At 72.3% G+C, this 19,047-nt stretch carries 24 protein-coding genes; 10 read left to right on the plus strand and 14 right to left on the minus strand.

Annotation, left to right across the window (positions count from 1 at the left end; all coding sequences use genetic code 11):
- The first annotated feature begins 305 nt into the window (after nt 1–305).
- Nucleotides 306–470, plus strand: a complete 165-nt coding sequence (locus tag NO900_RS03420; protein WP_256407820.1) for a DUF7838 family putative zinc beta-ribbon protein — start codon at nt 306–308, stop codon at nt 468–470.
- Between the two features lie 123 nt (nt 471–593).
- Here NO900_RS03420 and aceA read toward each other — a convergent pair whose 3' ends face one another.
- Genes aceA through NO900_RS03435 form a run of 3 tightly spaced genes read right to left on the minus strand, consistent with a single transcriptional unit; the run spans nt 594 to nt 2,133 of the window.
- Entirely contained in the window at nt 594–1,637 is a 1,044-nt protein-coding gene (gene aceA / locus NO900_RS03425; protein WP_256407821.1) for an isocitrate lyase, read from the minus strand.
- 5 nt (nt 1,638–1,642) lie between these two features.
- A complete protein-coding gene (locus NO900_RS03430; RefSeq protein ID WP_256407822.1) occupies nt 1,643–1,807 on the minus strand; it encodes a hypothetical protein in 165 nt (54 codons plus the stop codon).
- The gene (locus NO900_RS03435; RefSeq protein ID WP_256408413.1) at nt 1,804–2,133 is read right to left on the minus strand and encodes a hypothetical protein; all 330 of its coding nucleotides are present in this window, start codon (nt 2,131–2,133) and stop codon (nt 1,804–1,806) included. Before NO900_RS03435 ends, NO900_RS03430 begins: the two co-directional genes overlap by 4 nt.
- Nucleotides 2,134–2,388: 255 nt before the next feature.
- Here NO900_RS03435 and thiL point away from each other — a divergent pair, with 255 nt between their 5' ends.
- A complete protein-coding gene (thiL, locus tag NO900_RS03440) occupies nt 2,389–3,282 on the plus strand; it encodes a thiamine-phosphate kinase (protein ID WP_256407823.1) in 894 nt (297 codons plus the stop codon).
- 70 nt (nt 3,283–3,352) lie between these two features.
- The gene (locus NO900_RS03445) at nt 3,353–3,910 is read left to right on the plus strand and encodes a sugar O-acetyltransferase (protein ID WP_256407824.1); all 558 of its coding nucleotides are present in this window, start codon (nt 3,353–3,355) and stop codon (nt 3,908–3,910) included.
- Nucleotides 3,911–3,914: 4 nt separating this feature from the next.
- Here NO900_RS03445 and prs read toward each other — a convergent pair whose 3' ends face one another.
- Entirely contained in the window at nt 3,915–4,769 is an 855-nt protein-coding gene (gene prs, locus NO900_RS03450) for a ribose-phosphate diphosphokinase (RefSeq protein WP_256407825.1), read from the minus strand.
- A 206-nt stretch (nt 4,770–4,975) separates the two neighbouring features.
- Between prs and NO900_RS03455 the strand changes: the two genes are divergently transcribed.
- Complete coding sequence (locus NO900_RS03455) at nt 4,976–5,626, plus strand: HVO_0476 family zinc finger protein (protein WP_256407826.1); 651 nt, start codon at nt 4,976–4,978, stop codon at nt 5,624–5,626.
- Nucleotides 5,627–5,750: 124 nt separating this feature from the next.
- On the opposite strand, the gene fer is transcribed toward NO900_RS03455, so the two are convergent.
- Nucleotides 5,751–6,140, minus strand: a complete 390-nt coding sequence (gene fer / locus NO900_RS03460; RefSeq protein ID WP_256407827.1) for a ferredoxin Fer — start codon at nt 6,138–6,140, stop codon at nt 5,751–5,753.
- 244 nt (nt 6,141–6,384) lie between these two features.
- Here fer and NO900_RS03465 point away from each other — a divergent pair, with 244 nt between their 5' ends.
- The 3 genes from NO900_RS03465 (at nt 6,385) to NO900_RS03475 (ending at nt 8,570) form a co-directional block, all read left to right on the plus strand.
- Entirely contained in the window at nt 6,385–7,254 is an 870-nt protein-coding gene (locus NO900_RS03465; RefSeq protein WP_256407828.1) for a CheF family chemotaxis protein, read from the plus strand.
- A gap of 79 nt (nt 7,255–7,333) precedes the next feature.
- Complete coding sequence (locus tag NO900_RS03470; protein WP_256407829.1) at nt 7,334–7,510, plus strand: hypothetical protein; 177 nt, start codon at nt 7,334–7,336, stop codon at nt 7,508–7,510.
- A gap of 160 nt (nt 7,511–7,670) precedes the next feature.
- Nucleotides 7,671–8,570, plus strand: a complete 900-nt coding sequence (locus tag NO900_RS03475) for a hypothetical protein (RefSeq protein WP_256407830.1) — start codon at nt 7,671–7,673, stop codon at nt 8,568–8,570.
- 49 nt (nt 8,571–8,619) lie between these two features.
- Here NO900_RS03475 and NO900_RS03480 read toward each other — a convergent pair whose 3' ends face one another.
- Both NO900_RS03480 and psmA read right to left on the minus strand, forming a co-directional pair.
- Nucleotides 8,620–9,501: an MOSC domain-containing protein gene (locus NO900_RS03480; protein WP_256407832.1), complete on the minus strand. Its 882-nt coding sequence runs from the start codon at nt 9,499–9,501 to the stop codon at nt 8,620–8,622.
- Nucleotides 9,502–9,577: 76 nt separating this feature from the next.
- Nucleotides 9,578–10,387 carry an archaeal proteasome endopeptidase complex subunit alpha gene (gene psmA, locus NO900_RS03485; RefSeq protein ID WP_303654678.1) on the minus strand — a complete coding sequence of 270 codons (810 nt, stop codon included), beginning with the start codon at nt 10,385–10,387 and terminating at the stop codon, nt 9,578–9,580.
- A 170-nt stretch (nt 10,388–10,557) separates the two neighbouring features.
- On the opposite strand from psmA, the gene NO900_RS03490 reads away from it, so the two are divergent.
- The 3 genes from NO900_RS03490 to NO900_RS03500 all read left to right on the plus strand — a co-directional run bounded on the left by NO900_RS03490 (nt 10,558) and on the right by NO900_RS03500 (nt 13,968).
- Complete coding sequence (locus NO900_RS03490) at nt 10,558–12,015, plus strand: hypothetical protein (RefSeq protein WP_256407833.1); 1,458 nt, start codon at nt 10,558–10,560, stop codon at nt 12,013–12,015.
- Nucleotides 12,008–12,751, plus strand: a complete 744-nt coding sequence (locus NO900_RS03495) for an ABC transporter ATP-binding protein (RefSeq protein ID WP_256407834.1) — start codon at nt 12,008–12,010, stop codon at nt 12,749–12,751. The genes NO900_RS03490 and NO900_RS03495 overlap by 8 nt, the downstream gene beginning before the upstream one ends.
- A 113-nt stretch (nt 12,752–12,864) precedes the next feature.
- Nucleotides 12,865–13,968: an ABC transporter permease gene (locus NO900_RS03500; protein WP_256407835.1), complete on the plus strand. Its 1,104-nt coding sequence runs from the start codon at nt 12,865–12,867 to the stop codon at nt 13,966–13,968.
- 44 nt (nt 13,969–14,012) lie between these two features.
- Here NO900_RS03500 and NO900_RS03505 read toward each other — a convergent pair whose 3' ends face one another.
- From NO900_RS03505 to NO900_RS03535, 7 genes are all read right to left on the minus strand, one after another.
- Nucleotides 14,013–14,189 (minus strand): DUF7501 family protein, encoded by a 177-nt coding sequence (locus NO900_RS03505; protein WP_256407836.1) that lies wholly within the window; start codon nt 14,187–14,189, stop codon nt 14,013–14,015.
- A 137-nt stretch (nt 14,190–14,326) separates the two neighbouring features.
- A complete protein-coding gene (locus tag NO900_RS03510) occupies nt 14,327–14,890 on the minus strand; it encodes a dihydrofolate reductase (protein ID WP_256407837.1) in 564 nt (187 codons plus the stop codon).
- Nucleotides 14,891–14,898: 8 nt separating this feature from the next.
- Nucleotides 14,899–15,927, minus strand: coding sequence for a thymidylate synthase (thyA, locus tag NO900_RS03515; protein ID WP_256407838.1), 1,029 nt, complete (start codon nt 15,925–15,927; stop codon nt 14,899–14,901).
- 505 nt (nt 15,928–16,432) lie between these two features.
- On the minus strand, nt 16,433–16,831 hold the full coding sequence (locus NO900_RS03520) for a DUF7975 family protein (protein ID WP_256407839.1): 399 nt from the start codon (nt 16,829–16,831) through the stop codon (nt 16,433–16,435).
- A 34-nt stretch (nt 16,832–16,865) separates the two neighbouring features.
- On the minus strand, nt 16,866–18,029 hold the full coding sequence (locus NO900_RS03525) for a DUF7118 family protein (RefSeq protein WP_256407840.1): 1,164 nt from the start codon (nt 18,027–18,029) through the stop codon (nt 16,866–16,868).
- Nucleotides 18,029–18,436 (minus strand): phosphoribosyl-AMP cyclohydrolase, encoded by a 408-nt coding sequence (gene hisI, locus NO900_RS03530; protein ID WP_256407841.1) that lies wholly within the window; start codon nt 18,434–18,436, stop codon nt 18,029–18,031. Before hisI ends, NO900_RS03525 begins: the two co-directional genes overlap by 1 nt.
- Nucleotides 18,437–18,501: 65 nt before the next feature.
- Nucleotides 18,502–18,870, minus strand: a complete 369-nt coding sequence (locus NO900_RS03535) for a GNAT family N-acetyltransferase (protein WP_256408415.1) — start codon at nt 18,868–18,870, stop codon at nt 18,502–18,504.
- Nucleotides 18,871–19,047: the final 177 nt, after the last annotated feature.

Below are 19,047 nucleotides of genomic sequence, written 5' to 3' on the forward strand. Positions count from 1 at the left end.
GCCACGAGGCTGGGGAGGTGTGAGGTGCCGTGCGGTTGCGGGTGGGTGGGACTCAAAGGGGCAGCCGACGAGGCGGGCGCAGGCGACGCAAGCACCGCAGCGAAGGAGCGAAGCGACTGAGCGAGGAGCGCAGCGAGCGTGCGCCCGCCTCGTCGGCTGGGGCTTTGGAGTTGTTCACCGTCGATCCGGCAGCAACGATTTATAAACGACTGGCTGTCTCTTCGTAGACGGCGATCGCTCACTCCTCATCTTCGTACAACCGGTGAATCAGTAGCTTCAAAACCGCGCCGGACCGAACCGCGGGCATGGCGCTCGAAAAGGACGTCGACTGTCCCTCGTGCGGAGAGACCCGGTCGTTCTACCGGACCGCGGCGATGACCCTCCACCTCGGCGAGAAGACGAAGTGGCGCTGTCCCGACTGCGGCTACGGCTACGTCGAGATCGACGGTATCGACACGCTCCCGGCCTGAGGGGGACCGAAGGCCGGTCCGGGCGGTTCCGCGGGCTACCTTCGTTCGCTCGACCGGGAACGAACGGCGCTCGGAGAGACGCGAGGGCGCGGGTGATGGATCCGACGGCCGCGCCCGGTCCGATCAGTCGTCGTCGCTCTCGCTCGCCGTGATCGGGTCGCGCTCCTCGTCGGTGAAGCCGGCCGACTCCTCGTGTCGGGCCGACGCCTCGGGGTCGAAGCGCGCCTCGACGTCCTGGTACCGCGGGACGAAGGAGAGCTCGTGGTGGCTCTCCGTCTCGTGGCCGAGGTAGCGCTCTTCGAGGTCGAACTGGGCCTCCTCGTCGTTCTCGGCGATGTTCTGCAGGTCCTCGTACACCGCGTGGGCGCCCGAGTGGAGCCCGTAGAGGGTGATGAAGATGTACTGGTAGCCGAGGTCGCCGAGCTCCGCGAAGGTGAGCGGGTCCTCCTCCTCGCTCCACGCGAACGACGAGGAGTAGTTGAACGCGAGGTCGAGGTCGGGGTGGGTCTCGTGGATCGTCTCCGCGTACTCGATCGCGTCCTCGCGCGACGGGTCGGGCATCTCCGGCCAGACGAGGTCGACGCCGGCGTCGGCGTAGATCCGGCCGCGTTCGAGGTGCTCCTCCCAGTCGCCGTTGGCGGAGCCGTAGGCGTCGGTGCGCGCGATGATCACCGTGTCCTCGCTCTGCTTGGCGTCGACGGCCGCCTCGAAGCGCGACCGCGCCTGCTCGCGGGAGACGATCTGCTTGCCGGCGATGTGGCCGCACCGCTTCGGCGAGGTCTGGTCCTCGATGTGGACGGCGGCGACGCCGGCCTTCTCGTACTCGCGGACCGCGCGGCGGACGTTGTGGACGCCGCCGTAGCCGGTGTCGCAGTCGGCGACCACCGGGAGGTTCGTCGCCTCGACCATCCGCTTCGCGTTCTCGACCATCTCGGTCATCGTGACCATCTCCAGGTCGGGGAAGCCGAACTGACCGAGGACGGTCGAGTAGCCGCTCATGTAAGCGGCGTCGACCCCCGCCATCTCGGCGAGGCGGGCGTCGAGCGCGTGGTAGATCCCGGGCGCGAACGTGTACTCCTGCTCGTCGAACAGCTCGCGCAGCCGCCGGCCGGCCGGGTTGTCGATGTCTCTCGTGAAGACGTCGTCGTCGAGTTGGTTTGGATGCATGGGTGTCACTCCGCGGCGTCTTCGACGGGGCGCTCGGTCGCGGAACGGTCGTTCGCGGCCCGATCGGTCGCGGGGCGGTCCCTCGCGAGCCGGTCGGTCGCGTCGCGCGTGAACGTCGTCGGGTCCGGCCGCGGCCCGTCGCCGGTGCCGGCCATCGGGACGGCGCTCATCGCGACCCCCCGTCGGTCCGCGCGCGGCGCGTCGGACGCAGGTCCGGGACGAGCGGGGCCTCCCGCTCCGCGTCCGTCGGCGGCGGGCTCGGGCGGCCGGGCGTGTCGAACGGCTCGGCGGTCGCGTCGGTCCGGACGGTCCCGTCGGTCTCACCGGTCCCGTCGGTCCCGGCGGTCGCGTCGGGCCGCGTCGGCGGAACGAGCGGCGCGCCCGCCTCCTCGGTGATCGGCGTGCGGCCGGGGATCGGCGGAGAAGCGTCGGCGGTCGTCCGCTGGTCTGTCGGTCGGGTCGTCTCGGGCGTCGTGGTGTCGTCAGGTGTCGTCATCGGGTCGTGTGGGCGGTTGCGGTGGTCGTCTGGTGGTCGATCGCTCGTCGCGTCGGGCTGCCGCGTGTCCGCGTACGGATACTGACATTGCACTTGGTGAGTTCGGAGGACCGGTAATAAACATAATGATTGATAATGATAATATTCGTTAGCATGTTTTACCTATTTAAATGGCGCTTGGTATCACGGCTCACGATCCGGCGACGAGGGGCCGGACCGATCCATACTAACCGGTTCCGGCGCGTGTGGACGCCCGTGAACGAGCGCGACGCGCTTCGCCGGCTCGCCGCCGACCTGCCGCACGCGGGCGACGACGCGGCCGTCGTCGGCGACACCGTCATCACGACCGACATGCTCCACGAGCGCACCGACTTCCCGCCGGGGACGACCCGGTACACCGCGGGGTGGCGCGCGGTCGGCGCGTCGCTCTCGGACGTGGCGGCGATGGGGGCGCGCGCGACCGCGGCGGTCGCCGTCTACGCCGACGACGTCTTCGACCCCGACCAACTGGACCGGTTCGTCGCCGGCGCGGTCGACGTCTGCGAGGCGGTCGACGCCGAGTACGTCGGCGGCGACCTCGACTCCCACGGGGAGTTCACGACCGCCTCGACCGCGATCGGGGCGGTCACCGACGCCGGCCCGGTGACGCGCTCGGGGGCGGCCGCGGGCGACGCGCTCTGCGTCACCGGCGAGTGGGGCCGGTCGGCGGCCGCGCTCCGCCTGTTCGAGCGCGGCGACGACGCCGCGGTCGAGCGCGCCAACGACCTGTTCCGGCTCGCGCCGCGGGTCGCCGACGGGGTCGCGCTCGCCGGGCGCGCGACCGCGATGATGGACTCCTCGGACGGGCTCGCGCGGTCGCTCCACCAGCTCGCGGAGGCGAGCGAGGTCGGCTTCGCGCTCGACCGCGACCGGCTCCCCGTCCACCCCGCGGTCGACGACGTCGCGGAGGGGCCGGCAGACCGGTTCGAGCTGGCCGCGCACTTCGGCGAGGACTTCGAGCTCGTCTGCGCGGTCCCCGAGGGCGACCTCGACGACGCCCGCGAGGGCTGTCCCTCCGGGCTCGCACGCGTCGGCACCGTCGTCGACGCCGCGGAGGGGGTGACCGCCGACGGCGACCCCCTCGCGGACCGCGGCTACACGCACGGGTGAGGACCGGTCGACGAGCGAACCGGGCGGCCGAACCGCCGGCCCTTATGCCCGGGGTCCCGTCGGTCCCCGCATGGCGACCGAGACGGAGCGGATGCTGGCCGGAGAGCCGTACGACCCGAGCGATCCGGCGCTCGCCGCCGACCGCGCCCGCGCCCGCGACCTCGCCCGCCGATACGACGCGACGAGCGAGGCCGAACGGGACCGGCGCGGGCGGCTCCTCCGCGAGCTGTTCGACGCCGTCGGCGAGGACCCGACCGTCCAGCCGCCCGTGCGCTGCGACTACGGCTACAACGTCGCCGTCGGCGACGGCTTCTTCGCGAACTACGGCTGCGTCCTCCTCGACTCGAACCCGATCGAGTTCGGCGACCGCTGCCTGCTCGGCCCGGGCGTTCACGTCTACACGCCGACGCACCCGATCGACCCCGAGGAGCGCGCGACCGGCCGCGAGCGCGCGGAACCGGTGACCGTCGGCGACGACGTCTGGATCGGCGGCCGCGCCGTGCTCAACCCCGGCGTGACCGTCGGCGACGGCGCGGTGATCGCCTCCGGCGCGGTGGTAACGAGGGACGTTCCGGCGCGTGTGGTGGTCGGCGGGAACCCGGCGCGGGTGATCCGGGAGATCGAGTAAGGGGCTACTCCAGCGCCTCGGCGAGAGCGGGGGCGACGCTGACGACGCTACAGCCCCGCTCGACGGTGTCGCTGCCGACGATGCGGTCGACGCCGGCGCCCCGGAGCTTCGTCACGGCGTTGGCGACGAGCACCGGGTGGACGCAGGCCGCGAGCACCCGCGCCGCGCCGCGGTCGTTCAGCACGGCGACCGCCTCGCTCATCGTCGACCCGGTGGCGACGATGTCGTCGACGACGACCACGTCCCGCCCCGACACGGCCGCGTCCGACGGGGACACCGCGACGGCGCCCGTCTCCCGGTCGCGGTGCTTCTCGAAGTAGTCCGTCTCGCCCGCGCCGTACGCGTCTCGGACCGTCTCGGCGATGTCGACGGCGCCCGCGTCCGGCGCGAGGAACAGCGGCTCCGCGAGGCCGGCCGGGAGGGGGTCGGCGAGGACGCTCGCGGCGTCGGCGACGTCGACGGGGACGTCGTAGAGCTCGGCGACGCGCGGCTCGTGGGGGTTGACGAGGACGACGCGGTCGGTCCCGGTGGAGATCGCCCGCGCCATCGCCCGCGCCGAGACGGGCTCGCCCGCCCCGAACGACTCGTCCTGTCGGGCGTAGCCCATGTAGGGGATCACCGTCGACACGCGCTCGGCGCCGGCCTCGCGGACGGCGTCCTGGAGCTGGAGCAGTTCGACCCACGCCTCGTCGGAGTCGGTCGTCGCGACGACCGTCGCCTCGTCGGCGTCGAAGTCGGGCACCGCCGCGAGCGTCTCGCCGTCCGGGAACCGGTCATACGTCGGCGTCGCCAGCGGCCGACCCGTCTCCTCGGCGAGCGCGGCCGCGAGCAGCTGTGAGCTGGATCCGGGAACGATCATGGGCGTCCGTTCCCCTGACACCGGTAAACCAGTTTCCTTACTCCGGCGGGGCCGGTTCGGACTCGGACCGATTCGGCCTCGGACCGATTCGGCCTCGGACCGATCGCCGTCGACCCGCCCCGGCTCGTCCCCCGCTCCACGAGAGCGCGTGACGCACCGCGGCCACAGGGGCGGATATTTACGCGAGCGGCGGGTACGACGCCGTAATGACCGAAACAGGAGACCGAGTCGGCCTCGCTTGCCCGTCGTGCTCCCCGGGCGAGGAGACCGTCCACGAGGTGTTGCGCCCCGGCGGGCAGGCGACCGTCCGCTGTACCGACTGCGACCACACGCACAAGGCCGAGATCCCGGAGGCGGAGACCGTCGAGCTGAAGATCGTCGTCTCGCAGGACGGCGAGTCGTTCACCACCCGGATGGACGTGCCGGCGGACACCTACGTCGCGACCGGCGAGGAGTTCGTCGTCGACACCCCCGACGCGCTGATGCAGGTCCGGGTGACCGGGATCGAGGTCGGCCCCGAGCAACGGGTCGAGGAGGCCGGCGTCGAGGACGTCGCGACGCTGTGGACCCGCGCGGTCGACAACGTCTCCGTGCCGGTGACGCTCCACCCGAAGGACGGTGACGCCGACGAGACGCGCTCAGTCCGGGTGAACGTCCCCGGCGACTACGAGTTCACGGTCGGCGAGACCGTCGAGTTCGGCGACGAGGAGTTCGCCGTCGAGGGCGTCCAGATCCGCGAGGACGCCCCCGAGTACCGCCACGAGAAGCTGGACCACGAGGGCGACTTCGCCTACGCGAAGGACTGCAAGCGGGTGTACGGCCGCGACGAGAGCCTGACGGCGTGGTCCGCCTGGTAGGGGGCGTCACGGGGAGTGAAGAGGGCGGCCGCTCTCCGGGTGGCGCGTTCGAAAAAACGGTGAGGCCGATGTGGGCGACCCACATCGAACACCGTCTGTGAGTGCGACCGCGGTCGGTGCGGCGTTAGATGACGCGGTTCTGCAGGTAGTCGAGGTGTTTCGCGTTGTAGACGATCTTGACCTCGTCGGTCGCCGGGCTGCCGATGCAGGTGAGGCGGACGTTCTTCTCTTCGACCTCCTCGTCGGAGAGGATCTGCTGCATGTCCATCTCGATGTCGCCCTCCTTCACGATGGACGCGCAGTTCGCGCAGGCGCCGGCGCGGCACGAGAAGGGCCAGTCGTAGCCCTGCGCCTCGGCGGATTCGAGGATGTACTCGCCCTGGTTGACTTCGAGGGTGCCGTAGTCCTCGGCGTCGAGGTCGGCGTCGGCGGCCTCCTCGAAGAGGTCGTCGTCGTCCATCGACCAACCGTGGTCGTCGAGCACTTCGTAGTTGAGGTATTCTACTGTGGGCATCACCTGATGGTTTGATGCCCTCCTCATTAGGCTTTGCTGTTCCTCGGCTCTCGGCGGTCGATCGATCGACCGATCGAGGGGCGAACGAGGCCCGAGCGAGGCCCGAGCGAGGCCGAACGAGGGCCGTTCCGGAATCGAGCGGAGTCCGAACGCGTCCGGCCGCACCCGAGTGCCTGACAGATCGTTATCAGGAGTGATACGTCGTGGGCAACAGTAAATAGCGAACGGCGCATAGCGTGGTCCGATGGAGGAGTCCGTCGTCGCCGACTTCGTCGGTCGCGTCCACGCCCCGGACGTCGGAGGGGACGAGCCGGTGACGGGGCGGGTGCTCCTGAGCGAGCGTCGGCTGGTGCTCGTGACGGACGACGGGAAGACGACCGTCCCGCTCTCCGGCGTGTTCGACGTGGTCGTCGGCACGGTCCCGGGCGACCTGCGCTCGTTCTTCAGCGACAGCGTCACCCTCGCGTACGACCGCCGAGGGGAGCGGCGCACGGCCCTCGTCGAGGGCGAGCCGGACGACATGGACCGGTTCGTCCGCCTGCTGTTCACGGCCCTGCTGCGCGACGTGACGGTCACCGTCCGGCACCCCGCGAAGGTCGGCGGACGCGTCACGGACGCGTCGGACCACACGGCGTCGGTGACGCTCTCGCCCGGCGCGATCGGCTTCGTCGACTGCCCCGACCCGTTCAAAGTCGACCTCTCCGCCGTGATCGACTACGAGCGGACCGACCGGACGCTCGCGGGGACGCGGCGGCCCGCGCTCGTGTTCCGGCACGCCGTCGACGGGCGGACCGTCTCCTCGATCGCGACCGTCCCGAACGAACGGACGCTGAACGTGCTCGGCCGGTACATCAAGCTGGAGTACGACGAGGCCATGGAGGAGCTGGAGTCGTTCGACCCGACCGAAGAGCAGCTGGAGATCCTCGTGTCGATCTACTCGGCCGGCGGCGAGGCCGACATCGCCGACGTGGTCACGGGCGACGTGACCCGGACGTCGATGGTCCTCGACACGCTCCGCGACGAGGAGCTCGTCGTGGACGGCGAGTCGGGGGCGGCGCTCACGCGGAAGGGACAGATGATCGTCACCTCCTACCTGGAGTCGGTCAACGCCTGACGGGCTCCCGTCTGCCGGGTCCGAGACCGGAGACGTCGCCCGACCGAACGACTATGCGCTCGGAGGGCGTACGTCGGGTATGGGATTCAAGACCGACCTGAGCAACGGAATCATTTCGCTCGTCATCAGCCTCGCCGTGACCGCCGCGGCCGCGCGCTCCGACGGCGACGGTGAGTGGTCGACGGGCGAGTTGCTGGCCGCGGTCGGGATCGCCTCGTTCCTCTCGGGGTACCTGACCAGCTACTTCGCGAAGTAGGGGAGGGGCGGACCGCCGCCGTCGCCGTGACCGACCGATCGGCGTCGCCGTGACCGACCGATCGACGTCGTCATGGCCGACCGAGCGACGTCGTTCCGACCGGTCGAGCGACGCCGCCACGGGGGGAAGTTTCATGCCGGTTCGGACGTAGGTAGTTCACATGCCAGACGACCGCCACGGGCGTTCGACGCGGCTCGACGCCGCGGCCCGCGACCGGGGGATCGACGCGCCGGCGGGCGGCCGCCGCGACGCGTCGCCCGACGACGCGGGGCCGCGGACCGCGCGAGTGCCGGAGCCGCACGTTCACGACACCTTCTCGGTGGACGGGATCGACACGAAGCGGCGCGAGGGGCTCCTGGAGGCCGTCCTCCTCGACCGCGACGACGTCAGCGCCGCCTCGGCGACGAAGCGGAACGGGACGGTCGGGATCCACCACGACCCCGACGTTTCCCGCGAGGAGCTCCGGGACGCGCTGGAGGCCTGCGGGCTCGTGGTCGCGCCGGGCGACGCGGCGTTCGAGGTGCGGCGCGCCGCGCAGTTCGCCTCCGCGCGCGTCGCCGTCGCCGTCCTCTTCGGGCTGATGGTGGCGACGCCGTACATCGCCGTCCTCTACCCCACCCGGATCGAGTGGCTGTTCTACGACCCGGTGACGGTCCAGTACCTCCAGTCGATCCTCGACTCCAACATGGCGACGCATTTCTTCGTCAACCTCGGATCGCTGTCGGGGATCGCGTTCCTCGTCGCCTGCGGGCCGATGATCAAGCGGTCGCTCGCCGCGGCGGCCGCGGGCCGCGTGACGAACGAGAGCGCCTTCGTGGCGGGCGTGACCGCGCTGTTCGGCTACAGCACCCTCGCCGCGTTCACGGCGTTCGAGGGCGCCGTCCACTACGACCTGATCGCCTACGCGGTCGTCGCCGTCACCCTCTGGAACCACTTCGGCGTCGGCGCGTCGACGCCCGACACCGCGAGCGTCGAGGAGCCGACCGCCGACGGGACCGCCGACGCCGCGACCGAGGCCGCCGAGGAAGAGCCGGTCGCGCTGACCGACGGCGGTCGGTAGTCGCCGGCGACCCGGAGGCTCTCTTCTCGCCGAGTCCCGTCCCCGACGCTCAGTAGGGTTCCCCGTCGAGCGGCTCGACGCCCGCGATCGTCACCTCGTCGCCGACCGCGAGGGCCGACCCCCGCTCGGCCTCCGGAACGACGGTGTTCACCATCAGCCGGAAGTCGTGGTCGAACCGGTCGCTCTCGGTCCAGTCCGGGAGCGTCGCGCGGCGGTTTTCCATGAACGCCTCGCGGAACCCGTCGATCTCGGCGCCCGTGTCCGGGTCCCGAGACGGGACGACGCAGCGCTGGCAGGGGTTGACGCCGAGCAGCTCGGCGTCGCCCGCGGCGAACCGGACCGCCTCCCCGCGGTCGGCGAACAGCCGGTCCTCCCAGAACGCGGGACAGCCGTCGACGACGACGTTGGGGCGCAGCCGCCGGCGCATCTCCGTCGCGTCCGCGACCGCGTCGAACCAGCCGGCGACCGTCTCCAGGGTCGCGCGCGAGACCACGGTTGGGCCAGCGGCGGCCCGGTCGTCCGGGAGCCCGCCGTCGGGCTCGCGGGCCAGGTCGACGGCGTAGCCGAGGTAGTCGCCGACCCACGCCGCCAGCGCGTCGCCGTCGTCGGGGAGCGCGAACGTCCGCTCGTCGGCGTCGGCCCCTGTCTCGGGCCGCGCCGGCCGCGAGAGGGTCACCGCGGTCGGCGTCGCGTCGGCCGGGCCGGCGAGCTCGTAGCTCGCGCGGAGCCCGTGGACCGCCGGCTCGCGCTTCCCGTTGACGTAGCCGCCGCTCCCGCCGACGGAGGCCTCGTGCGGGTCGACGCCGGCCTCGACGAGCGCGTACGTCCGGTCTCCGCGGAGCGCGCCGGCGGGTCCGATCTCGGCGCGGTCGAGGGCGACGCCGTCGTTCGACTTCAGGGGATAGGCGACGAGTTCCGCGACGCGTACCATGGCCGGCGTTCGACGGCGGGAGAGAAAAGCGATCGGTCGGCGGGAACCGCGGCGTTGCGCCTCGTCGGCGGCGTCGTTACTCCTCGTCGCTCGCGTCGTCCGCGTCGGCGTCGTCGCCCGCGTCCTCGCCCGCATCGGCGTCGGTCTCCTCGTCGGCGTCGTCGCCGCCGAGCCCGGCCGCCTCGAACGCCTCGGCGACCTCGTCGCCGGGGACGGTCCGGTAGCCGTCGGCCTCGGTGATCGTCGCGACCGCGACGTCGTCGGCGTCGAACTCGTCCTCGTGGGCCGCGAGCGCGGCGAGGCCCAGCTCGATGCCGGCGGACAGCGAGAGGTCGTCGGTCCACTCCGCTTCCAAGTGACCCTGGATCTCCTTCCGGCCGCCGCCGATGACGGTCGCCTTCCACTCGTTCGGGGTGCCGGAGGGGTCGGCGGCGAACAGGCGCGGCTCGCCGTCGTCGATGCCGCCGATGAGGAGCGCGGCGCCGTACGGGCGCGTGCCGCCGCGCTGGGTGTTCTCCTGGATGTGGTCGGTGACGAACTTCGTCAGCGTCTCGACGCCGACGGGCTCGCCGTAGCGCAGGCGGTTCCCCTGCGACTGGCGGCGCGCGAGGTCGATCAGCTGTCGCGCGTCGGCGACGTGGCCGGCGCTCGCGGTGCCGAGGTGGTCGTCGAGCTTGTGGAGCTTCTCGATGCTCTCGGCCTCCATCAGCGTCGAGGAGGCGCGGGACATCGCGACGAACACGACGCCCTCGGCGGTGCGGATCCCGACGCTCGGCGCGCCGCGCGAGACCGCCTCGCGGGCGTACTCGACCTGGTAGATGCGCCCGTCGGGCGAGAACAGCGACGTGCCGCGGTCGTACGCCTGCTGGTCGTTGCCGCCCATCATCGCCGATCACCCGCTCTCGCGGTGTCGCCTTGGCTCATTACCTCCCCTTACGCCGGACGGTTGAAAAAGGGTCCGTAACCGGTACGCCCCGGGCGCGACCCGGGGACACTTCCCCGCCCGCGGTCGGCGGGAGAGGGGTCGAGTCGCCGGTCCCGACCTACGACGGATATATGTCGATCGGTCCCCTAACAGGGTCGACATTGATTCCCACACGAACGACGGCCGCCCTGCTGGCCCTTCTGACGCTGTTCGCGGCGGTCGGCGGCGCCGCGGCGGTGCCCGACACGCGGATCGCGATCGACGCGGTCGAGCCGAGCACGAGCGAGCCGGTCGTCGGCGAGCGCACGACGCTGAACGTCTCGCTCTCGAACTCCGGCGGGAGCCCCGCCGCCGCCGACGTGACGAGCGTCAGGGTCGTCGACGCGGCCGACGACGACGCGGAGCCATTGGACGAGGCGACCGCGGTCGGCGCGCTCTCGGCCGGCGACGCGCTCGACGTCGAGCTGTGGACGCGGTTCGACGAGCCAGGCGAGCGCCGGCTCACGGTCGAGGTCGTCGCCGAGGAGGAGGCGACCGGCGACGAGGAGGCGGGCGAGGGCGGCACGGTCACCGTGACGCGCGACGTCGTCCTCGACGTCCAGCCGGCCGAGGTGACGCTCGACCTCCGGACGCGCGGGCTCGCCCCGGAGGACCTCCAGAGCGACGACGAGGGCGAGGGCGCCGGGGGCGTCGGCGTGAGCGGCATCGAGGGGATCTTCGGCGGCGGTGGCGGCGGGCTCGACACCGGCGACGACGCCGAGCGGGCCGCGGAGTCGGCCGACTCCCCCGTGGCGGTGACCGTGGTCAACACGGGGACGACGACCGCCGACCGCGTGAGCCTGACCGCGGTCGGCGAGCCGGTCGCCGGCGGAGGGGGAAGCGGGAACGGGAGCGACGGCGACGACGCGGGCGGCGGGGCCGGCGAGGCCGACGACGCCGGCTTCGAGGCCGGGCCGTACGTCGTCGAGGACGTCGCGCCCGGCGAGGCGCGCGATGTCGTCGTCGACCTCGGGCCGCTCGACCGGCGCTCGGCCGTGACGTTCACGGCGGCGTTCCGCTCGGGCCTCGACGCGCAGGCGGGCGCCGGCGCGGAGCGCACCGCGACGTCGACGCTCCGGTACCCCGCGCACGAGGGGGCGCCGACGGTCACCGACGCGACGGTCGAGACGGTCGGGGACGGCGAGGTCACCGTCGACGCCAACCTCGGCAACGCGGGCGGCGGGGAGCTGGAGGGCGTCGTCGTCTCGGTCGGGGAGGCGCCGGGCGTCGAGCCCACGCCCCCCGGCCGCGAGTACTTCGTCGGCGCGGTCGGCGCCGGCGACTTCGTCGCCTTCGACCTCGACGCGACGGCGAACGCGTCGGTCGCCGACCGGGTCCCGATCCGGATCGCGTACACCGAGCGCGGCGTGCGGTACGTCGAGACGGAGACGGTGGCGCTCCCCGACGCGGCGGGCGGCGCGAACGGGAGCACGGGGGCCGTCGGAACGCTGGGCTCCGCGGGCGGGATCGGGGCGCTCGGGGCGGTCGGCCTCGTCGGCGCCGCGGGGCTCGCGGTCGCGGGGGCCGTCGTCCGTCGCCGCGATGTATAGCGTCGAGCTGCGGGGCGCGACCAAGCGCTACCCCGGCGGGGGCGCGGAGCCCGTGGTCGCGCTCGACGACGTCGACTTCGCGGTCGAGCCGGGCGAGTTCGTCGCGGTCGTCGGGCCGAGCGGCTCCGGGAAGTCCACGCTGCTGAACGTGCTCGGGCTGCTCGACGACCCGACCGAGGGGACGCGGCTCCTCGACGGGACGGACGTGACGAGCCTCTCGGTCGCCGGGCGCACGGCGGCGCGCAAGGAGTCGATCGGGTTCGTCTTCCAGGACTTCCACCTGCTGCCGACGCTGACCGCGGTCGAGAACGTCGCGCTGCCGACCGCGTTCGACCCCGGCGACGCGAGCGACCGCGCCGCCGACCTCCTCTCTCGGTTCGGGCTCGGCGACCGGCTCGACCACGAGCCGTCGGAGCTCTCGGGCGGGCAGAAGCAGCGGGTCGCGATCGCCCGGTCGCTGATCAACGAGCCGGCGGTGCTGCTCGCGGACGAGCCGACCGGGAACCTCGACACGGAGACGGGCGAGTCGATCCTCGCCGAGTTCGAGCGCGTGAAGGAGGAGGGGGTCGCGGTCGTCGCGGTGACGCACGACCCGCTCGTCGAGGAGTACGCCGACCGCGTCGTCGAGCTCACCGACGGCGTGCTCGTCGGCGGCGTTCCGGACGGCAGAGGCAGCGAGGCGGACGAGGAGGCGCCTCGTCCCGACCCCGAAACGGCGAGCGCGGGTGACCGATGAGCCGGATCGACTCGCTCGACTCACTGGATTCACCGAACTCACCGAATTCACCGAACTCACCGGACTCGCCGGGGTTCGGTGACCGGCTTCGGGGCTGGCGCCCCGCGGTCGCGATGGCGGCGCGGAACCTGCGCCGGAACCGGGTGCGGACAGCGCTCGCGGTGCTCGGCGTCTGCATCGGCGTGCTCGCGGTCGCGGCGCTCGGGATCTTCGGCAACGTGCTGGCGCTCGGCGCCGACGACGCCATCGGCGACATCGGCACGCAGGTGGTGGTCTCGCCGAACGCGGACGCCGGGATCGACTCGTTATCCGACGCCGACGTGGCGGACATCCGGCGCGCCGTCGGCGAGCCGGCGGTCGTCCCGCTGTACTCGGACAACGCGGTCGTCGCCGGCCCGACGGAGCAGGAGTTCGCGACCGTCTACGGCGTCGAGGAGCCGGCGCTCGCGTTCGAGGCCGCCGAGGGGCGGCTCCCCGAGCGCCACCGGCGGGGCGCGATCGTCGGCGCGAGCGTCGCCGAGGAGCTCGGCGTCGGCGCGGGCGACACCGTCGAGATCGCCGGGTCGCAGGTGCGGGTCGTCGCGGTGCTCGTCGAGAGCCAGACGTTCAGCCCGGTGGCGCCCGACGACGCCGTCTTCCTCCCCGAGTCCGCCTTCTCGACCGACGGGTACGCACAGGCGCTCGTCGTCGCGGAGTCGGGCGAGGCCGCGCGGGCCGCGGCGGACGCCATCCGCGAGGAGGTGAACGCCCGCGAGGAGCGCGTCGACCTGTTCGAGCTCGCCGCGATCGTCGACGAGATCAACGAGTTCTTCGGCCTGCTGAGCACGTTCCTCCTCGGGCTCGGCGCCATCTCCCTCGTCGTCGCCGGCGTCTCGATCCTCAACGTGATGTTAATGAGCACCGTCGAGCGGAGACAGGAGATCGGCGTGATGCGCGCGGTCGGCGTGACCCGCCGCGACGTGTTGCGCGTGCTGCTCGCGGAGGCCGGCCTCATCGGGGCCGCGGGCGCCGCCGCGGGGACCGTCCTCACCGTCCTGCTCGTCGCCGGGCTCGTCCTCGCGACGCCCGAGGTGGACCCCGCGCTCGCGCTCGACCCGACGAACGGCTACTACCTGATCCTCGCGCTCGGCTTCGGCGTCGGCGTGGGGCTCGTCAGCGGGGCCTACCCGGCCTGGAAGGCGGCGAACGAGCGGCCGGTGGAGGCGCTACGGAACTGAGCGGCCGCGGCGGCCGCGGTTTCCCGGCGTCGCGAGCGAGGTCGTCACCCGGCCCAGCCGCCCCGCATGTCGTCGGTCACGCGGTCACGCCAGGTCCCGAAGGCGTCCCGACACTCCGGGGTCTCCTCGATGTGCCGGACGAAGCCGGCGCCGGGAGACGACAGCTCCGCCTCGCAGAACGGACACCGCCTCGGCTCGATCGTCGACTCGGCTAGCGCCATGTCAACAGGTGACAACCTGGAGCGGTAAAAGCGTTGTTACGTTTGGTTATCAGCGAGAACGCTGTCGGTATCCGACAGCGTTCGACTTGTTCGGAGTTCGAACGACCACTCCGGGGCCGGAGTCGACGACCGTCGGTTCACTCGGTCGCTCGCTCGTAGGTGACGAACGCGAGGCCGTCGTCGTCGGCGTCGGCAGCGGCGTCGGCCTCGGCGCCGGCGTCCGCGGCGAGCTCGCGGTCGACCTCGCGCCACGCGTCGGCGTCCCAGTCCGGGAAGCGCGTGTCGCCGTCGGGGCGCTCGGGGACCTCCGTCAGCACCAGTCGGTCGGCGCGGTCGAGGAGCTGTTCGTACACCGCCGCGCCGCCGATCACGTACGCCTCGTCGACGCCGCGGTCGGCGGCGTCGGCGGCGGCGAGCGCGACCGCCTCGTCGACGTCGCCCGCCGCGACCGCCCCCTGGGGGAGGTCGAGGTCGCGCGTCGTCAGCACGACGCTGGTGCGGTCGGGGAGCGGGCCGCCGATCCGGCCGGCGATGCTCTCGTACGTCTTCCGGCCGACGATCACGGGGTGGCCGGTCGTGAGCCGCTTGAAGTGCGCGAGGTCCGCCGGGTAGTGCCACGGCATCCCGCCCGCGTCGCCGATGACGCCGTTCTCGGCGACGGCGGCGACGACGACGAGGTCGAGCTCCGTCTCGGGGTCCATCTGGTGCGTCACTCCGCGACTGCGAACGAGAGCCCGTCCGCGGAGTCGTAGTCGACGAGCTCGACGTCGTCGTAGGTCAGCTCGTCGAGTGGCTCGTCCGCGATCTCGATACGTGGGCGCTCGCGCGGCTCCCGCGAGAGCTGTTCGAGCAGGCCGGGGACGTGGTCGTACCCCGCTTCGCCGTCCGCCTCGTCGGGCGCAGTGCGCTCGACCCAGTCCTTCACGTCGAGGTAGTCGGCCTTGCTCTCGACGCTCGCGAGCCGCTCCTGGACGTACTTGAGGTTGTTCGCGTACCACTTCCCGCGCTCGCCGCGGCCGCAGTAGACGTGCGCGTCGACGACGGTGTGGCCGAACTCGCCGACCTCGAACCCCGACCGCTGCGCGAGCGCGTTCGCGAGCAGCGCGTACGCGGCGACGTTGAACGGCACCCCGAGCGCGATGTCGCCCGAGCGCTGCGTGAGGTGGAGGTTCAGTCGGTCGTCCTGGACGTTGACGACGAACGAGTAGTGGCAGGGCGGGAGCGTCGAGGTCGCGGCGTTGGCGGGGTGCCACGCGTTGACGACCATCCGGCGCGAGCGGGGGTTCTCTTCGAGGGTGTCGAGCACGTACCGGATCTGGTCGAAGGTGCGACGCTCGGTCCCGTCGGGGGCCTCCTCGACGGTCACCCAGCGGTGGGCGTCCTCGGGCCACGTCTCGCCGGGGAGCGCGGCGTCCTTGCCCGGAACCGGAAAGCGGCGCCAGAACCGGCCGTAGGCGGTGTCGAGCCGCCCCTCCTCGTCGGCCCACGCGTCCCAGATCTTCGTCTCCTCGCGGAGGTTCCGGACGTGCTCCTCGCCGGAGAGGTACCACAGCACCTCGTGGATGAGCGAGTTCCAGCGGTAGCCGTCCATCTTCTTCGTGGTGAGGAGCGGGAACCCCTCCGCGAGGTCGACGGTGTACTGCCCGCTGAACGACGCGATCGTGTCGACGCCGGTCCGGTTCGGCTTGTACGTGCCCGTCGACAGGGTGTCGTCGACGAGATCGAGGTACTGTTGCATGGTGGTCGGCGTCGCCCCCGTCCCGCGGGCACGCGAGGCGACTGTCTATCGGGTCAAACGCGCGGCGGAAAGTAAGTGTGTCGCGAACGAATTGCGGGGACGCGTTTACGCACACGTCAGTGTCGATCGGCAATTTATAAGCGATCGAAGCGGTGGCGCGCGCCTCCGAGCGGCCGCCGCCGGCGGCCGCGAGGAGCGCGTGCGAGGGACGCGGCGACCCAAGGGAGCCGCGAGGCTGGGGAGGTATGAGGTGCGGTCGCGGTGCGGGGCGGGATTCAAAGGGGCAGCCGTGAGGCGGGCGCAGGCGAAGTAAGGACCGCAGAGAGCGAGCGACGCGAGCGACCGAGGACCGCAGCGAGCGTGCGCCCGCCTCACGGCTGGGGCTTTGGAGGTGTTCACCGTCTATCTGTAGTTAGCTGTTTATAAGCGAGCGACTGGGGCTCTACCGACGTTCCCCGCGTCGTCGACAACTTACAAATGGTCGACAGCGACACCGAAGCTCAGTTCATATCGCCGTCACCCAGGCCCGGTACCCCTCGTCCAACTCGTACACCTCGCGGAACGCGCGCTCGACGAACCCCGCCACGCGGTTCGCGTCCGAGCGCGCGGTGACGACCGCGTTCGTCCCCTCGGCCTCCTCCGGGCTGACGAGCTCGTCGATCCGGAACTCGGGGAACTCGCCGAGCAGCGCTTTCAGCCGGTCCAGCTCGTCGTCGGTACAGTCCAGAATGAGCTCCGTGCCCGCGAGCTGGATCCACGGCGGCACCTCGCCGCCCTCGGTGACGTCGCTGTCGGGGTCGACGTCGACGGTCATCACGTCGCTCGACCGGGTCCGGTGGGCGGTCGCCGCGTCCGCGAACAGCCGCAGCCGCTCGTCCTCGGTGGCGGCGTCGAATCGGGTCATACCCGCACGTCCGCGCCGCCGACTGTTAAAAGCGCTACTCCCGCTCCGTCTCCGCCAGCACCTCGTCGACGACGTCGAGCGTGCGCTCGGCCTCGCGCACCCGGTCGTCGACGGCGCCGGTCCGCACCAGCTCCAGCTCCGACTCGTCGAGCGCGTCGCGCACCTCGGCGGCGCGGCGGAGCCGCTCGTACGCCTCGTCGCGCGCGAGGTCGCGGATATCCCGCAGCGTCGCGACCGTCTCGTCGCCGGCGACCCGCGAGACCAGCGGGATCAGCTCGTCGATCTCGTAGGCGAGCTCGTCGCCGGCGGCGGGGGGCCAGTCGAGCGTCAGCGGCTCGCCGTCGAGCCGCTCGACGTACGTGCGATGGACCGCGACCGCCGTCCGGAGCGCGCCGGGGTCGTCGACGTAATGCTCCAGCTTGGAGTTCGAGTAGTCCGCGTACTCCAGCAGGGTCGGCAGCGGCTCCTCGCCGGCCGCGTGCTCCACGACGTAGTCGGCGAGATCGGTCGGCGGCACGTCGACGTCGACGAAGGGGGTGGCGTCCGCGCGGTCGAGGAACGCGAAGACCTCGCGGGCCGACGCCGACTTGTAGAAGTCGTCGAACGCCTCGCGGACCGCCTCGTTGTACGCCTCGACCGGCTCGCGGAGGCGGTCGACGTCGGCGTCGAGGTCGGCGTCCGCCATCGCCGCGACCTCGCGGAGCTCGTCGAGCCGGGCGTCGAGCTCCTTGCGCGCCCGCCTGGCCTCCTTGCGGGCGATCCGGTAGTCGTCGAGCGCCTCGTCGCGGTCGGCGAGCAGGTCGACGTACTCCCCGGCCGGGTCGAGCGCCTCGCGGGCCGCCGCGAAGTCCGACTCGGAGAGCCGCTTCTTGTCGACCGCCTCGTCGGCGGCCGCGAACGCCTCGGCGGCGAGCGCGTCGTCGGCCACGTCGACCGCGTTCGCGAACTCGCCCTCGAACCGGACGTAGGCCTCGAAGTCCCCGCTGCCGACCGCGTCCTCCTCGTACTGGTCGAGCACGCGGTGCGCCCGTCGGTAGGTGTCCGCCGCGGCCTCGACGCGCTCGCGGCCGAGGTCGGCGATCCGGTCTTCGAGCCGCCGGAGCTCGTCGTACCGCTCGCGGAGCCTCGCGGCCGCCTCGCCCGCCTCGGCGACCGGGTCCGAATCGGCCGTCGACCCGCTCGCGACGGCCCCCCCCATCAGTACACCTCGTCCGGGTCGAAGACGCGCTCCCCGACGTTCTCGCCCTCGATCGTCCGGTGGAAACAGGAGCGGTGGCCCGTGTGACACGCCCCGCCGGTCTGGTCGACGAGGTACAGCAGCGCGTCGGCGTCGCAGTCGACGCGCACCTCCCGGACCGCCTGCGTGTGGCCGGAGGAGCCGCCCTTGTGCCACAGCTCCTCTCTGGACCGGGAGTAGTAGTGCGCCTCGCCCGTCTCGCGGGTGCGGTCGAGCGCCTCCGGCGAGACGTACGCGAGCATCAGCACCTCCCCCGAGTCGGCGTCTTGGGCGACCGCGGGCACGAGCCCGTCCTCGCCGAAGTCGACGTCGATGTCGTCGCTCTCGTTCCCGCCCGCCCCGCCGGCTCCCGCGTCGGCGTCGCTCATGTCTCGCCCGAAGCGCGGGGGTCGAATAGTCCTTTTGTCTGTCCGATTTCGGAACGCGACCCGTCCTACTCCCGGCGCAACACCAGCGCGTCGCCGTCGGCGTACGCGTCGGGGCGCCGGTCGACGACCTCGAAGCCGAGCCCGTCGTAGAGCGCGAGCGCCGCGTCGTTGTCGGGGTGCGCCTGCAGCGTCACCGGACCGGTCCCGTCCCCGACCACGGCCGAGAGGAGGCCGCGGGCGCGTCCCTCGCGTCGGTAGTCCGGGGCGACGACGAGCTCGGTGACGTGGACGCCCGGCCGGTTCGGGGCGTCGACCGGGAGCAGGTAGCCGACGGGCCGCCCGTCGGCGACGCTCACGAGCGCGGACCCGACGGCGAGCCCGTACTCCAGGAGGTCCGGGTTCGGTTGCCGGAGGAACGACTGCAGCTCCCGGATCCGGTCGGCGTCGGTCGGACGAGCGGCGCGGACGCGCGGGTCCGGAGCGGGGAGGTCCTCGTCGGGCGGGTCGGGCGAGCCGGACGCCTCGGACGCCTCAGACGTGCCGGACGCCTCGGACGTGCCGGACGCCTCGGACGCCTCGTTCCCCTCGTCCTCGCCGTCGCGCGGCGTCGG

The organism is Halorubrum rutilum (genome assembly GCF_024494565.1).